We start from the raw sequence: 14,274 nt of genomic DNA, 5'->3' as shown, positions 1-14,274 counted from the left end.
TGCGGGCGCCGGGGCGGTCCCGTGGACCGGCCCCGGCGCCGGCTCCCCGCGGTGTGCGGGCTCAGTCGGCGACGCCCGCCTCGGCGGTCACCCTCTCGATCCGTACCCGGACGACGAGTTCGCCCGGGACCCCGTTGCGCGCACCGAACTCCTCGGCACGCTCCTCGCCCATGTACCGCCCCGCGATGCGCGTGGCCCAGCGAAGGAGCTCGCCCGGGTCCTCGCTGATCTCGGCGCGGCCCCCGAGCGAGACGAACGCGAACGGCGGTCGGTCGTCGTCGACACAGAGGGCCACGCGCGCGTCGCGGGCAAGATTGCGGCCCTTGACGGTGTCCTTGCCGGTGTTGAAGACGATGTCGTCGCCGTCGAGCACGAACCAGATGGGCACCACGTGCGGACTGCCGTCGTCGCGGACGGTCGCCAGCTTTCCGGTGCGGGTCCCCGCGGACACGAAGGCCCGCCACTCTTCCTCGGTCATCTTTGCCATGTCCCCATGCTCCGCTACCGGCGGTACTCCGTGGCGCACCACGCGCCCAGAGGTGCTTGCCCTGTTCACGACAGTGCGTAAGGCTTGCTTGCGACACGCGGACCGCGGGGACTTCGGGTCGACGGGGACGCCACACTCAGGGGGAAGGACCGACGCATGGCGCTGGACACGGAACTGGACTGGCTCCTGGACGACTTGACCCGCCGGGTCGAGTACATACAGCACGCGCTGGTGCTGTCCAACGACGGACTGGTCACGGGAGCGAGCAGCGGACTGGCCCGGGAGGACGCCGAGCACCTGGCCGCCGTCTCCTCCGGACTGCACAGCCTCGCGCGCGGCTCGGGCCGGCACTTCCACGCCGGGCGCGCACGGCAGACGATGGTCGAGTTCGACGAGGCCCTGCTCTTCGTCACCGCGGCGGGCGAGGGCAGTTGCCTGTGCGTCCTGAGCGGAGCGGAGGCCGATGTCGGCCAGGTGGCGTACGAGATGACGCTGCTGGTCAACCGGGTCGGCGAACACCTCGGGGTGGCGGCGCGCCAGCCGGGCATCGCCGATCTCTGAGTTGTCCACAGGCCGAGCGGGGCGTGGCCTCCCCGCGCTACGGTCGTCACCGAGAGTAGTCATCACTCACGGGGGGAGATCGTCATGGCAGGGGAAGAGGACACCCACACGCTGGCACCGACGCGAGCGGCGCGGGAACTGGAACTGAGGCGCGACGAATTCCAGTTCGCCGTGCAGCTGGGTCTGGTGAGGACCGTGCCGGGCGCCGCGCAGCCGCCGGCGAGGCGCCCCGGCACCCAGAGGGCCCCGGGCGCGGAGCCCGCCGCCCCTGACAGCCGGAGCACACGGCGCAGGGTCGCGCAGGGCGAGATCGACCGGCTCCGCGCCGCACCTGACTTCCCGTCCGGACTGCGCGAGCGGGTCAGGACGGTCGGGACGACCGAGGCGGCCGAGCTGCTCTCCGTACGGGCGGAGCGGTTCACCAAGCTCGCCAGGACGGGGCACCTGAGCCCGGTGCGCTTCTACCTCAACCGGTACCGCGCGGTGGTCTGGCTCTATCTCGCCGCCGAGCTGGGCGAATTCGCCCTGACGCACCCGGGGCTGCTCACCGGCAGGCTGCCGGGCGAGATCAGGGAGCGTGTCGAGGGCGGCGAGGACCGCCGGCCGCGCAACTGGCGAGCCCGGCGCCTCGGCCTCCTCCTGCGGGCCACCGGGGACCCCTGGGCCCGGGCGGCGGCCATCGCCGCGCTGCTCGACCCGGGGCAGCTGGCCGAGGTGGTCGACGACCCGTACGAACGGACCCATCTCGACCGGCTCCGCCCGGAACCGCCCTCGGGGCTGCCCGAGTCGGCGGCATCGCGCGAGATCGCCGAGCGCCTGATGGTGGCGGACGATCCGGACGAGGTCCTCTGGCACCGCATGAGCCTCGCTCTCGCCTTGAACGAGGCCCGGGCCGACCGCCCGGCCCCGCGCCCGGAGTCCGCGCCGGACGCGACCGCCGGGCAGGTGCGCGTCGACTCCTCGGGGAGGGCGGTCGAAGGGGCGCTGCCGGTCGGCGGGGCCCGCACGGGCGTGGCACGGCAACCACGTGGAGCAACGCTCGCCCGTCCGCCCGCGCGGCACACCGGGCGAAGCCTCCTCGACCGCTTGTGGCGCCGCAAGGTGGTGTCCGGGGGAGAGTGGGAGGAGGCCGCGCGAGGTCAGGGAGGCGGCGGGCGGCGCGGGGTCGGGGACGCGGCGCGGACCCGGCCTGCCGGGGAGCGGGCGGTGCCCCCGTAGGGCGGCTCGCGGGGAGCGGACGGGGGCGTGTTGCGGCTCGCGGGGAGCGGACGGGGGCGTGTTGCGGCTCGCGGGGAGCGGACGGGGGGCTGTGCGGGGGTTCGTGGGGAGCGGACTGCGGCCATGCGGCGTTCGACGGATGGAGGTTCGACGTGCGGCTCCGCTCCCGGCGGGGAGAGGATGGTCGCATGTTGCTGGCCCGACTCGCGGACGCGTCCTCTCAGGTCGCCGCCACCGCCTCCCGCTCGCGGAAGATCGCTGTCCTGGCCGAGCTCTTCGCGGAGGCCGCCCCCGAGGAGAGCCCGCTCGTCATCGCCTACCTCTCGGGCAGGCTGCCGCAGGGGCGTATCGGCGTCGGCTGGAGCGTTCTCAAGAAGGCGGTCCCGCCGGCCGTGCCACCGGCCGGGCGACCGACCCTCACCCTCGCCGGCACCGACGCGACCATGACGGAGCTCGCCGCCGTCTCCGGGGCCGGATCGCAGGCCGAGCGCGCCCGGCTCGTCCAGGAGCTGATGACCGCCGCGACCCTGGTGGAGCAGGAGTTCCTGATCCGGCTGCTCTCCGGTGAGGTGCGTCAGGGCGCCCTCGACGCCATCGCCCTCGAAGGCGTCGCCCGGGCGGCGACCGTGCCCTCCGTCGAGCTGCGGCGGGCCGTGATGCTCGAAGGGTCCCTGCCCCGCGTCGCGCGGGCCGTGCTCGCCGACGGGCCTGCCGCCCTCGACACGTTCGCGCTGCGCGTAGGCAGCCCCGTCCTGCCCATGCTCGCCCACACCGCCGGCTCGGTCACCGATGCCGTCGTCGGCCTCGGTGCCTGCGTCGTCGAGGAGAAGCTCGACGGCATCCGCATCCAGGTGCACCGACGCGGCGAGGAGGTGTGGGTGTTCACCCGCTCCCTGGACGAGATCACGGGCCGGCTGCCCGAAGTCGTCGCGGTGGCACGGGAGACTGCCGGTGAGCCGTTCATCCTCGATGGCGAGGTCATCGCGCTCGATCCCGCCACCGGTCGGCCGATGGCGTTCCAGGACATCGCCTCCCGGGTCGGCTCCCGCGTCGACGTCCCGAGTGCCAGCGCCGCGTTTCCCCTGTCACCCGTCTTCTTCGACGTGCTCGCGGCGGAGGGAGAGGTCCTGATCGACCGGCCGGGACAGGAGCGCCACGCCGCGCTGGCGCGGCTGCTGCCCGAGAACCGCCGGGTCCGTCGGTTCGTCGTCGAGGACCCCGACGGCTCCGAACAGGTCCGCCAGGCGGAGGCGTTCTTCACCGACACCCTGGCCCGGGGGCACGAAGGAGTCCTCGTCAAAGCCCTCGACGCGCCCTATGTGGCGGGCCGCCGGGGCCGCAGCTGGCTCAAGGTCAAGCCGGTGCACACCCTCGACCTCGTCGTCCTCGCCGCCGAATGGGGCCACGGCCGCCGCACCGGGTTGCTCTCCAACCTCCACCTCGGCGCGCGGGCCGCGGACGGCACGTTCGTGATGCTCGGCAAGACCTTCAAGGGCCTCACCGACGACATGCTGCGCTGGCAGACCGAGAAGCTCCGTGAACTGTCCGTGGACGACGACGGGTTCACCGTACGGGTCAGACCCGAACTCGTCGTCGAGATCGCCTACGACGGTCTGCAGCGCTCCACCCGATACCCGGCCGGCGTCACTCTCCGTTTCGCCCGCGTCGTGCGGCACCGGTCGGACAAGTCCGCGTCCGAGGCGGACACCGTCGAACGGGTCGTCGCCGGAGCGTGACCACGGGGCTCAGGACTCGTCGCGATCGGTGTACCGGTGGCGAACCCAGAGGGGCAGCGCGTACCAGCACAGCAGGTACCAGACGACCAGGCCGGTCACCAGCCACGGTACGAACGTGTCGTCCGTCGCGACCCGCAGGACGAGCAGCAGCGCGGAGGTCAGCGTGGCGAGCAGCAGGACGAGTCCGATGAAGGTCAGCCGGGAGGCCCAGACCACGGTCTGGGGTTTGATCCGCCGCCCCGCCACGAGCCGGTGGAAGGAGACCGGCCCGATGAGGGCCCCGGTGGCCGCCGCGCCCAGCGAGACCGTGACCACGTAGATGGCCCGGTCCGTGTCCGACAGATCGGCGAACCGGGGTGCGAAGACGACCGTGAGCAGGAAGCCGAAGAGGATCTGTACACCCGTCTGGGCCACCCTTATCTCCTGCATCAGGTCGACCCACTGGCGGTCCGCGCGCTCCTCGGGTGTCTCCTGACGTCCTCGGACGCGCCCTGTGCCCTGCGCCTGGTCCTTAGCCGGTCGAGTCACGAAAACCTCCCATGCTCGCCCCACTTCGCGGGTAACCGCCCAGGGCGACTTCAATCCCCGAACGTCGCGAGACGCATCCCCGCGAGGGATGCTGGAAGCGCGGCGGGACCACAGGAACGCGCCGCCCGGCAGCGAGGAGATGAGCTACGTGTACGACAGGCACATCGACACCGACGTCACCGTGCAGCTGAGCGATTGCGACCGGGCGGACGCCCAGGCCGTCTTCGACGTGCTCGACCACGTCTACAAGGTCGAGGACATGAGCACTCCCGGCGCGCAGGCGACCGGCAAACCCGCCCCCACCGTCTGGATGGCGACGTTCGACACGGCCGAGGGGCGCAGGGAGGAGACCGGGCCTGTGCGTCTGACGGGCCAGGTCGGAGCGCTGCTGACCGGTGGCTACCAGGCGGTCGACGAGGTCGAGAAGACCCTGGCCGCCACCTTCGACATCCAGTCGCTGCAGTCCGTGTCGGGGGACCAGGAGACCGAGGCGCGGCTGCTGCTCTCCTCCCGCTGACGGCGGCCGTGCCGGACTGCTGACTCGCTGACCTGCCGGCTTCCGCCGGCCTACCGACGCCCCGGGCGGAGCGGACGAGGGCCGCCCGGGGCGCAAGTCTGCCCCGACCCCCCTATGCATCGTGTGTATACACCGTGTGTAGAGTGCTCGACGGGCCACGCGCAGACGCCCCTGACCAGGCGCGCGTGCCCTTTCGAAGCCACCTCCGGGGAAAGCGGGTCTGTGCAGCATGTTCCGAAACGAAACGGGGAAGCGCCGTGGACCGGCCGTCGCCGTTCTGGCGGCGGCCTCTCTCGTGCTCGCGCTCAGCGGCTGCGGCGCCGACACGATCAGCCCCGGCGACGCCAGGGGCAAGGCCGCGTCGTCGGACGACAAGGCGGGCGGGGCGGCGGCGGTCGACTGCGCCAAGGCGAAGTGCATCGCCCTCACCTTCGACGCCGGCCCCGGCAAGGACACCCCCCACCTTCTCGACGTGCTCAAGGAGAAGGAGGTGCCGGCCACGTTCTTCCTGCTGGGCAGGAAGCACGTCGATCGCTACCCCGACGTCGTCAAGCGCATCGCCGACGAGGGGCACGAGGTCGCCAACCACACGTGGACCCACCGGATCCTGACCGACCTGGCGGCCGACGAGGTGCGCCAGGAGCTGTCCCGTACCCAGGACGCGATAGAGAAGATCACCGGAGAGCGGCCCACCTTGATGCGTCCGCCGCAGGGCCGCACCGACGACACCGTCTCGGAGGTGAGCCGCGACCTCGGTCTCGCGCAGGTTCTGTGGAGCGTCACGGCCAAGGACTACGCCACGACCGACTCCGAACTCATACGCAAGCGGGTGCTCGACGATGCCGAGGGTGACGGCATCATCCTGCTGCACGACATCTACGACGGCACCGTCCCCGCGGTCCCCGGCATCGTCGACGAACTGAAGAGGCGGGGGTTCACCTTCGTGACGGTTCCTCAGCTCCTCGCCCCGGGCAAGGCCGAGCCCGGAGCCGTCTACCGTCCGTAATGTGAGACGCACGAACGGTGAAAATGGGGTGATGTCTCTCACATCGGTCAGCCTCGGCGCGTCGGAACACGCGCTGAAGGTTTATCGTTCATCAATGTGTGGCGGTGAAGGGGCCTGGTCCCCAGGTCCCCCCCTTGAGGTGACCGCTCTTCGTCGCCGCGGCAATCGGCCCCGGTTGGAATCCCCCGTCCAACCGGGGCTCTGTCGTTCCCGGACGTCGCCGGTCAGGGCTCAGTCCCAGGCGCGTACCGCCCGCGCGCGGCGCACACTCCGGCGCGTTCGACCCCTTCGGGTGACCTGGCGCATGCCCCCTCGCCGCCCGGGCAGTGATCGTCACGGGCTGTGACGGTCATGTCGTCGGCCCGCCGACCGGGGACGTCACGAGGGGGCCGCCATGCAGGACCTGACCGCGCGCATCCGCCGCGCCCTCGGCGCACTGGCCACCGGGCTCCTGCTCACGGGCTGTGTCACCACGGCCCCCGGACCCACGGTCCCGCCGACACCTCAGGCCCAGGACGCCCTGCTCAGAACCGTCGAGCGGGCCCTCGTCGACCGCTGCCTGGACGCCCGCGGCCTCACCCTCACCCGCAAACCGGCCACCTCCGAGCAGGACCGACGCCTTCAGGCGGCGCTCTTCGGCGCCGGCCCCCGAGAGCTGTCGCTCACCCTCGCCACCGGTCACACCGTCACCGCCCACTCCGACGGCTGCCTCGCCGCCGCCCGGCAGACCCTCTACGGCGACCAGACGCGCTGGTTCCGTGCCCAGGTGACCGTGCAGAACCTGCGCGCGGAGGCCCAGGACCGGATGCGGGACAACCCCGCCCACCGGGCCGCCCTCGCCCGCTGGAACCGCTGCGCGACCCCGCCCGGCACCCCCCGCCCCGCCCGCTCCGCACCCCCCACCCCCGCCGTCGTCGCCCGCTGCGACAAGGAGAGCGGCCTCGCCGAGGTGCGGACGCGGCTGGAGCCCGCCGAGCTGGCGAAGGTGCGCGTCCTGCGCGGCGACCAGCTCACCACCTACGAGCAGCTGCGCACCCGCGCACTGCGGCGGGCAGCCGAACTGTCCGCATCCGTCACCCGACAGGAAGGCACTCACGCCTCATGAAGCGCATCCTCACCACCGCCGCCGCGCTGCTCGCCCTCACCGGCGGCCTCGCCCTGACCGCCCCCGCCGAGGCGGCCGAGTGTCCGAGCGGCCACTTCTGCGCCTGGCAGGAAGCCAACTTCGGCGGGCAGCGGGCCAACTGGAGCGGCGACGACGGCTGGTGGGAGAGCTGGATCGCGGACACCGACTCCTCCTGGGCCAACCACGGCATCTCCGGTCCGGGCGTCAAGGACCACGTCCGCGTCTACGCGAGCGCCCATCAGGGCGGCTCCATGACGATCTGCCTGGCCCCCGGCCAGGAGGTCGGCTACAACGGAGCGGCCAACGACCGCGGCGACTCCCACACCTGGGCGATCGGCTGCTGACCCGCACCTCCCCACGACGCGCTCCCGCACCCCACCGGGTGCGGGGCCGCCGGGTAGGGTGGCGCCGTGCAGAGGGTTGTGGAGGCAGGGCGCCAGTGACGGACTTCGAAGCGGTGGACGCGCTGCTCGCGGCCGTCGGCCCCGAGGCGGAGCTGCCCGACCCCCAGGAGCGGGTACGGCTGCGGGAGGCGGCCCGGTTGTCCAAGGCGCAGGTCGCCAGAGCGCTGGGCGTGAGCCCGACCACCCTCGGCGGCTGGGAGAGCGGCCGCGAACCGACGGGCGAGCCCCGAACCCGGTACGCGTACCTCCTTGACGGCCTCCGCGCGAAGCTGGCCCCCGAGGCGGAGGAGCAGCCCGAGCCCCGGACCGAGACCGCGGAGGAGCCCGCCGCTCCCGCGCCCGCCCCCTCGGCGGGCGACGACGACGTGACCGAGCTGGCCGCCCCCGAGCCCTGTGTCCTGTGCGGCCTCCCCGCGCGCCACCAGGTCGCCGGCTTCACCCAGCACCTCACCCCCGAGGACTGCACCCGCGCAGTGGCGCCCGCCGTCCCGCCCGGACCTGCCGTCCCGCCCGGACCCGCCGTCCCGCCCACACCTGCCGTCCCGCCCACACCTGCCGTCTCGCACGCACCTGCCGTCCAGCCCGCGCCTGTCGATACGCCCGCACCTGCCGTTACGCGCCCACCCGCCCGCTCGTCCGCGCCCGGGGCCGCCGCACCGCGGCCCGCGTCCGGCGCGGGCGGCCAGCGGCCCAAGGCTCCCACGCGCCGCGCCTTCCAGGACCCCGAGCCCACGCCGGTCGACCTCATCGAGGACGCGGTGCACCGGGCCCTCGCCCAGCACGAGGGCGACGCCGACGCGGCGACCGCCGAGTTGATCCGTACGGCCATCCCCGACGCCATGGCCCTGCTCGACGCCTGCCGCAAGGGCGCCCGCTACGAGATCGTCGGGCACCCGCCGCTCCCCGCCATCCTCCGTAAGAAGACCGCACGCGGCGCCGACGAGATCTGGGAGGCCCGCCCCAAGTGGACCCGGGCGGTCCTCCCCCCGGGCGCCCACGAGATCACCGCGCTCGACATCAACGGCGCCTATCTCAGCGCCCTGAAGACGCATCTCCCGCTCGGGGCCCTGGAACACCACACCGGCGGCCCCCACGACCGCCGTCGCGCCGGCGTCCACCTCATCACCCCACCGGACTGGGAGCACGAGGACCACCTGCCCAACCCCATCGGCGCGCGGGACGAACCCGGCCCGCTCTGGGTCACCGAGCCGACCATGCGCCTGCTGCTGCGCCTGTCGTCACCCTCGTACGGGCTGTGCGCGGCTCCCGTGGTCCACGAGTCGTTCACCTCGGGGGCGACCGAGAATCTGCTGGAGAAGTTCCGCAACGCGCTGCGCGAAGCCCGTGCCGCGGCGGTCGAGGCCGAGGACGACGTGACGCTGGAGTACGTGAAGGCGATGTACTCCAAGTTCGTCGCCACGATGGGGGAGTCGAACTACAACCGGGAGCTGTACCGCCCCGACTGGATGCACATCATCCGCTCCCAGGCCTTCGCCAACCTCTGGCTGAAGGCCTACAAGGCGCACGACGAAGGCCTGGCCGTCGTCCGCGCGATGGGCACCGACGAGCTGCACGTGATCGGCGACTGGCGGCGGGTCTTCCCCGAGGGCCGAGGCGTCACCGAAGTGAAGGTCAAGGACGTCTACACCGCGCGGGAGGTGAGCTGAGTGCCCGAGCACACCCGAGAATTCGGTCACTACGGCGCCCGAGGCATCAAGAGCAGCGAGGCGGCGGGCCGCCGGCTCGACCAACTCGTCGAGACGATCGCCTCGCCCGTCACCACCCGCCGTGGACTCCAGGCCCGGCTGCACTATCTGACGAGGTCCGCGCAGGCCCTTCGGCAGGCACGGGAGGCCGGACTCACCGCGACCGACCGCACCGTCAAGGCCTGGCTGGCCGGCAAGCGGCAGCCGAACCGCGCCAACCTGGAGCGGATCGACCGCGCCTACCGGTCGGTCCGCCGTCTGAACGTCGCCCGCTACCTGCTCGCCCGGCTGAACGCACGGGGCGGGACACGCGTCGAGCTGCACCCGCTCAACCAGTCCCAGGTGGCCCGCCCCCACCAGCGGGTCCTCGGCTTCCGTTCGCTCAACATCCGTCGGTGGGACAGGATCGTCGCGGCCTGGGCGGCCGGTGACGAGCGTGCGCTGGACGACGCCTGGATCGACCAGATCGCCGATCTCGGCTCCGACTGGGGCAAGTACGAGTACGTCACCAACCTCGGCTTCGCCGCGTAACCCGGCGCACCGGCCGGGTCACGCCGGGCCCGCACGTGCCGTCAGGAGAGGATCTTGGCCTTCGCCCTCTCGAACTCCTCGTTCGTGATGGCGCCCTTGTCCTTGAGGTCGGCCAGTCTCGCGAGTTCGTCGACGCTGCTGCCCTTGCCGTCGCCGCCCGTACCCGCCGTCTTGCGGATGTACGACTGGAACGCGGCCTCGGTCTCCTTCGCCTGCTTGACGTCCCGTTGGCTCATGCCCTTGCCGCGCGCGATCACGTAGATCAACACGCCGATGTAGGGAAGCAGGATGCAGAGGACCAGCCAGCCCGCCTTGGCCCAGCCGTGCAGTTCGTGGTCCCGGAAGATGTCGGTGATGACCTTGAACAGCAGGAACAGCCACATGATCCAGAGGAAGAACCAGAGCATGGTCCAGAAGAGGTTGAGGAGAGGGTAGTCGTCCATTCCTGCACTCCGTTCCGGCCACGGCCACCGGGGGACCGGCCATACGAGCGAGTGTTGCCCAACCCCCGTCCGCCCGCATGTCGGGCGGAGCGGGACGGCTTTCCACGTGCGGGCCGCGCACGGGCGTGTTCGGATGGGCAGGCGCGTACCCGTACGAAAGGGGCCTTCATGGGGCCGGTGGAATGTCTCGTTCTCGCCTTTCCGGGAGAGCGCCTGAAGCTCGCCGCGGTGACCGCCCTCGCCGACCTGCGACGAGCCGGCCAGGTCCGGCTGATCGACTCCCTCGTCGTCGTGAAGTCCGCCTCCGGTGAAGTCACCACCTCCGAACTCGTCGAGTACGAGGAGTACGAGGACGTCGTCTCCGAGATCGGACCCGAGGCCAACCTGCTCGGACCCGAGGACGCCGCCGAAGCGGCCGAGACCCTGGAGCCGGGCTCGTGCGCGCTGATGCTGCTCGTCGAGCACCTCTGGGCGGAGCGGGCCGCGGACGCGATCCGCGAGGCCGGCGGCCGGGTCGCGGCATCCGTGCGCATCCCGCCCGAGCACGTCGACGAGGCCGCCGAGGCTTACCGCGCGGCGCTCGCCACCGCCGGAAGGAGCTGACCCGATGTTCCTGCGCCGTCGTCCCCTGGCCAGGCCCGTCATCCGGCCCGCCGGTGCCCCGCTGCTGCGCGGCGCTCTGGTGGGCGGTGCCGCCTACGCCGCCGGGCGCAACCGCGCCCGCTCGGCCCAGCGCGAACAGGACCAGGAGGAGGCCATCACCGACCTCCAGGCCCAGCAGCAGGCGGCCGCCCGGCCGCCGGCACCGGCCGCGCAGCCCGCTCCGGCGGCCCCGCCCGCTCCGGCGGCCCCGCCCGCTCCGTCGGGCGCGGCACCTTCGGTGGCCGACCAGCTGACCCGCCTCGGCGAGCTGGCCCAGCAGGGTCTGCTGACTCCGGAGGAGTTCGCGGCCGCCAAGGCGAAGCTCCTGGGCATGTGACCGCTCGCCGACGACGGATACCGGATATCGGATCCTGGATCGTGGATATTGGATCCATGATCCGACGTCCCGGATCCAATATCCCGGAGGATCCAATATCCCGGATCCAATATCCGGCCGGGCGCGGATCAGGCCGTGCGTGCCTTCAGCGCCGCGAGCGCCCGGTCCGCGTGGACGCTCATCCGCAGCTCGCTGCGGACGACCTCCAGGATCCGGCGCTCCTCGTCGATGACGAACGTGACCCGCTTGGTCGGCGCGAGCGTGAAGCCCCGCGTGACGCCGAAGCGGCTGCGGACCGCGCCTTCCGGGTCGGAGAGCAGCGGGTAGCCGAGCGAGTGGCGGTCGGCGAACTCCTGCTGTCGCGCGACGCTGTCGGAGCTGATGCCGACGGGGTGCGCGCCCGCCGCCCGGAACTCGGCGGCCAGGTCGCGGAAGTGGCAGGCCTCGGCCGTGCATCCGGCGGTCATGGCCGCCGGATAGAAGAAGAGAACGACCGGCCCGTCCGTGAGGAGGTCGACCAGTGAACGCGAGGTCCCCGTCTCGTCCGGAAGAGTGAAGTCCTCGACGATGTCACCGACGTTCATCCGGCCCGCCCTCTGTCTCCGACCGGCTCCTCCGGTCATCGACGGGTGACGCTACCGCAGGGTAGGGAAGACCGTCACCGGGGGCGCAGGGCCTCGGAACGCTGCCGCGCCGCCTGTCGCCGGTCGAGGATCGCGAGGACCTCCTCGCCCCAGCGCAGGTTCTCCTCCTCCAGGGACCGGCCGCGCATGAGCGTGAGGTACGGGCCGATGCGTTCGGCCTCTCGGAGGTACGTCTCCTCGTCGCGCCCGGCGAGCATCCACTCCCGCAGCCGTTCCCACCGCGCGAGCTTGCCCCGCGCCCACTCCATGCGTTCCTGCACGAAGCCCCGTACGGCGTCGGTGTCGCCCTCGTCGCAGGCCTGCACCTGGACCATCAACTCGTCGCGGATCGCGGTCGGGCGCGGCGGCTGGGCGGTGTACGCGGTGAGGTCGCGCCGGCCCGCGTCGGTGAGGGAGAACATCCGCTTGTTGGGGCGCCGTTCCTGTTCCACGACACGGGCGGCGATCAGCCCGGCCTCGGAGAGCCGGTCGAGCTCTCGGTAGAGCTGCTGCGGCGTGGCGGCCCAGAAGTTGGCCACGGACACGTCGAAGATCTTGGCCAGGTCGTATCCGGATGCCTCGCCCTCCAGGAGGGCCGCGAGGACAGCGTGCTTCAGGGACATCCGAACACGCTAGCAGCAGTGTTGATCAGGTGGTTTGGCACCTATTCAACGTGTTGCGCCGACGAGCGCGTGCGCGACCCGGCACTCCGCGAAATCCTGGTTCCAGGAGGAGGGGGAAGGGCGGTCGTTGACATGCAGCCGATCGGCTGCCTATCTTGGAGACAGCTAAAAGGCTGCATGGTGAGGTGGGGCGATGGATGAGGTGTTCAAGGCGCTGGCCGATGCCAGTCGGCGACGGCTGCTCGACAGCCTGAACGCCCGCAACGGCCAGACTCTGCGCGAACTCTGCGCGGAGCTGGACATGGCACGGCAGTCCGTCAGCAAGCACCTGGCGCTCCTGGAGGCGGCGGGGCTGGTGGTCACGGTGCGGCGGGGACGGGAGAAGCTGCACTACCTGAACGCCGCTCCGATCCACGCCATCGGGGACCGCTGGATCAGCCGGTACGCCCGCGAGCGCGTCAGCGCGCTCGCCGACCTGAAGTCAGCATTGGAGCAGAGCCCGATGGACAGCAACGCGTTCGTCTACACCACCTACATCCGCACCACCCCCGAGGAGCTCTGGCAGGCCCTCACCGACCCGGCCTTCACCCGGCGCTACTGGGGCGTGGCCTTCGAGACGACCTGGACCGCCGGATCGCCGATGGTCTGGGACGAGGGCGGTCGCCGGACGAGCGACCCCGAGCAGGTCGTCCTCGTCGCGGAGCCCGGCCGCCGGCTCTCCTACACCTGGCACACCTTCACGCCGGAATGGGCCGAGGCGGTCGGCATCGGGGACGAGGTGTACGCGCAGCTCGCCAAGGAGCGCCGCTCCAAGGTCACCTTCGAGATCGAACCGGCCGGAGACACGGTCAAGCTCACCGTCGTGCACGACGACCTGGAGTCCGACGGCACCATGCTCGGCATGATCGGAGAAGGTTGGCCGGCCATCCTCGCCAGCCTCAAGTCCCTGCTGGAGACCGGCGAGGAGCTGCCGGAGCCGGCGCGCTGAACCGACGCGACCCGACGGCCCACGGCCGACCGGAGCCGTGGCTGAACGGTGCCCGAGACCCGCTCGCGACGCGCTCGGACCTGCCGGTCGGTTCCCGGCCGGGATCACCCTCAGGACATCTGGCCGGCTGACCGACATCGCCGCGTCCCGCGCGTCCGCCGCGTCCCGCGCGTCCGCCGCGTCCCGCGCGTCCGCCGCGTCCCGCGCGTCCGGCGCGGGCCGAGGCCGCCACGCCTCGGGAGGTCTGCTGCCCGCCCTCTGGCGCTTGCTCGGTGATACTGGCGCTCTGCTCGCCAGCCACCCCCGGAGGGATCCGTGATGCGGGACATCACCAGGGTCGAGGTCCAAGACGCCGTGCTGTACGTGGAGGCGGAGCGATTCGGCTCCGGCTCGGACCTGGAGGGCATGGACGACCTGGAGGGCCTGGGCGGCCACGTACCGGACCTTTCCGGGGTCACGCGCGCCCTGTCCACGTTCGCCGGCCAGCTCGGCCAGGCGCTGCGCCAGGCGGCCCCGGACCGGGCGACCGTGGAGTTCGGGTGCGAACTCGGGCTGGACGCCGGCGGACTGACCGCGCTCATCGTCAAGGGAAGCTCCCGCGCGAACCTGCGGGTCACCCTCGAATGGACCAGGTCCAGCTGACCCGTGGATGGCCGCAGGGCCTGAAGCGGGGGACAACACCCTTCAGGCCCCGCGGCGTTCGAGTGCCGCAAGCAGCAGCAGCAGCAGCGGTGGTGGTCGGGCGGCCGGACGGTCGGGCGGTCGGCGATCGGCGATCGGCGGCCGAGCGGAGCGGCC

18 protein-coding genes are annotated in these 14,274 nt (G+C 72.1%); 13 read left to right on the top strand and 5 right to left on the bottom strand.

What is annotated here, in order from left to right; translation table 11 throughout:
* Positions 1 to 61: 61 nt before the first annotated feature.
* Positions 62 to 487, bottom strand: coding sequence for a PPOX class F420-dependent oxidoreductase (locus tag ACIPPS_RS06710; protein ID WP_401427707.1), 426 nt, complete (start codon positions 485 to 487; stop codon positions 62 to 64).
* Positions 488 to 643: 156 nt separating this feature from the next.
* On the opposite strand from ACIPPS_RS06710, the gene ACIPPS_RS06705 reads away from it, so the two are divergent.
* The 3 genes from ACIPPS_RS06705 (at position 644) to ACIPPS_RS06695 (ending at position 4,002) form a co-directional block, all read left to right on the top strand.
* Complete coding sequence (locus tag ACIPPS_RS06705) at positions 644 to 1,048, top strand: roadblock/LC7 domain-containing protein (protein ID WP_401427705.1); 405 nt, start codon at positions 644 to 646, stop codon at positions 1,046 to 1,048.
* 84 nt (positions 1,049 to 1,132) lie between these two features.
* Positions 1,133 to 2,266, top strand: a complete 1,134-nt coding sequence (locus ACIPPS_RS06700) for a DUF6397 family protein (protein ID WP_401427702.1) — start codon at positions 1,133 to 1,135, stop codon at positions 2,264 to 2,266.
* Positions 2,267 to 2,454: 188 nt separating this feature from the next.
* A complete protein-coding gene (locus ACIPPS_RS06695) occupies positions 2,455 to 4,002 on the top strand; it encodes an ATP-dependent DNA ligase (protein WP_401427699.1) in 1,548 nt (515 codons plus the stop codon).
* Between the two features lie 9 nt (positions 4,003 to 4,011).
* Here ACIPPS_RS06695 and ACIPPS_RS06690 read toward each other — a convergent pair whose 3' ends face one another.
* A complete protein-coding gene (locus tag ACIPPS_RS06690; protein ID WP_401427696.1) occupies positions 4,012 to 4,530 on the bottom strand; it encodes a DUF6328 family protein in 519 nt (172 codons plus the stop codon).
* Positions 4,531 to 4,669: 139 nt separating this feature from the next.
* Between ACIPPS_RS06690 and ACIPPS_RS06685 the strand changes: the two genes are divergently transcribed.
* From ACIPPS_RS06685 to ACIPPS_RS06660, 6 genes are all read left to right on the top strand, one after another.
* The gene (locus ACIPPS_RS06685; protein ID WP_401427694.1) at positions 4,670 to 5,047 is read left to right on the top strand and encodes a hypothetical protein; all 378 of its coding nucleotides are present in this window, start codon (positions 4,670 to 4,672) and stop codon (positions 5,045 to 5,047) included.
* 229 nt (positions 5,048 to 5,276) lie between these two features.
* Complete coding sequence (locus ACIPPS_RS06680; RefSeq protein ID WP_401427692.1) at positions 5,277 to 6,053, top strand: polysaccharide deacetylase family protein; 777 nt, start codon at positions 5,277 to 5,279, stop codon at positions 6,051 to 6,053.
* Positions 6,054 to 6,447: 394 nt separating this feature from the next.
* Positions 6,448 to 7,158, top strand: a complete 711-nt coding sequence (locus tag ACIPPS_RS06675; protein ID WP_401427690.1) for a hypothetical protein — start codon at positions 6,448 to 6,450, stop codon at positions 7,156 to 7,158.
* Complete coding sequence (locus ACIPPS_RS06670) at positions 7,155 to 7,523, top strand: peptidase inhibitor family I36 protein (protein WP_401427687.1); 369 nt, start codon at positions 7,155 to 7,157, stop codon at positions 7,521 to 7,523. The genes ACIPPS_RS06675 and ACIPPS_RS06670 overlap by 4 nt, the downstream gene beginning before the upstream one ends.
* 95 nt (positions 7,524 to 7,618) lie before the next feature.
* Positions 7,619 to 9,250, top strand: coding sequence for a helix-turn-helix domain-containing protein (locus ACIPPS_RS06665; protein ID WP_401427685.1), 1,632 nt, complete (start codon positions 7,619 to 7,621; stop codon positions 9,248 to 9,250).
* Positions 9,251 to 9,820, top strand: coding sequence for a transcriptional regulator (locus tag ACIPPS_RS06660; protein WP_401427683.1), 570 nt, complete (start codon positions 9,251 to 9,253; stop codon positions 9,818 to 9,820). It abuts the gene before it with no gap.
* Positions 9,821 to 9,861: 41 nt separating this feature from the next.
* Here the strand turns inward: ACIPPS_RS06660 and ACIPPS_RS06655 are convergent, their stop codons facing one another.
* A complete protein-coding gene (locus ACIPPS_RS06655; RefSeq protein ID WP_401427681.1) occupies positions 9,862 to 10,263 on the bottom strand; it encodes an SHOCT domain-containing protein in 402 nt (133 codons plus the stop codon).
* A 168-nt stretch (positions 10,264 to 10,431) separates the two neighbouring features.
* On the opposite strand from ACIPPS_RS06655, the gene ACIPPS_RS06650 reads away from it, so the two are divergent.
* Both ACIPPS_RS06650 and ACIPPS_RS06645 read left to right on the top strand, forming a co-directional pair.
* A complete protein-coding gene (locus ACIPPS_RS06650) occupies positions 10,432 to 10,866 on the top strand; it encodes a DUF6325 family protein (protein ID WP_401427679.1) in 435 nt (144 codons plus the stop codon).
* Between the two features lie 4 nt (positions 10,867 to 10,870).
* Positions 10,871 to 11,242 (top strand): SHOCT domain-containing protein, encoded by a 372-nt coding sequence (locus ACIPPS_RS06645; RefSeq protein WP_401427677.1) that lies wholly within the window; start codon positions 10,871 to 10,873, stop codon positions 11,240 to 11,242.
* 128 nt (positions 11,243 to 11,370) lie between these two features.
* On the opposite strand, the gene ACIPPS_RS06640 is transcribed toward ACIPPS_RS06645, so the two are convergent.
* Both ACIPPS_RS06640 and ACIPPS_RS06635 read right to left on the bottom strand, forming a co-directional pair.
* Complete coding sequence (locus ACIPPS_RS06640; protein WP_401427675.1) at positions 11,371 to 11,826, bottom strand: peroxiredoxin; 456 nt, start codon at positions 11,824 to 11,826, stop codon at positions 11,371 to 11,373.
* 74 nt (positions 11,827 to 11,900) lie between these two features.
* Positions 11,901 to 12,488, bottom strand: coding sequence for a PadR family transcriptional regulator (locus ACIPPS_RS06635; protein ID WP_401427672.1), 588 nt, complete (start codon positions 12,486 to 12,488; stop codon positions 11,901 to 11,903).
* A gap of 193 nt (positions 12,489 to 12,681) precedes the next feature.
* Here ACIPPS_RS06635 and ACIPPS_RS06630 point away from each other — a divergent pair, with 193 nt between their 5' ends.
* Both ACIPPS_RS06630 and ACIPPS_RS06625 read left to right on the top strand, forming a co-directional pair.
* A complete protein-coding gene (locus ACIPPS_RS06630) occupies positions 12,682 to 13,476 on the top strand; it encodes an ArsR/SmtB family transcription factor (protein ID WP_401427670.1) in 795 nt (264 codons plus the stop codon).
* 318 nt (positions 13,477 to 13,794) lie between these two features.
* Positions 13,795 to 14,118: a CU044_2847 family protein gene (locus tag ACIPPS_RS06625; protein WP_401427668.1), complete on the top strand. Its 324-nt coding sequence runs from the start codon at positions 13,795 to 13,797 to the stop codon at positions 14,116 to 14,118.
* Positions 14,119 to 14,274: the final 156 nt, after the last annotated feature.

Source organism: Streptomyces sp. NPDC090127 (assembly GCF_044746945.1).
Taxonomy (GTDB): domain Bacteria; phylum Actinomycetota; class Actinomycetes; order Streptomycetales; family Streptomycetaceae; genus Streptomyces.
The sequence above is the reverse complement of the archived record's forward strand: the minus strand, read 5'-3'. Positions and strand labels throughout refer to the sequence as shown.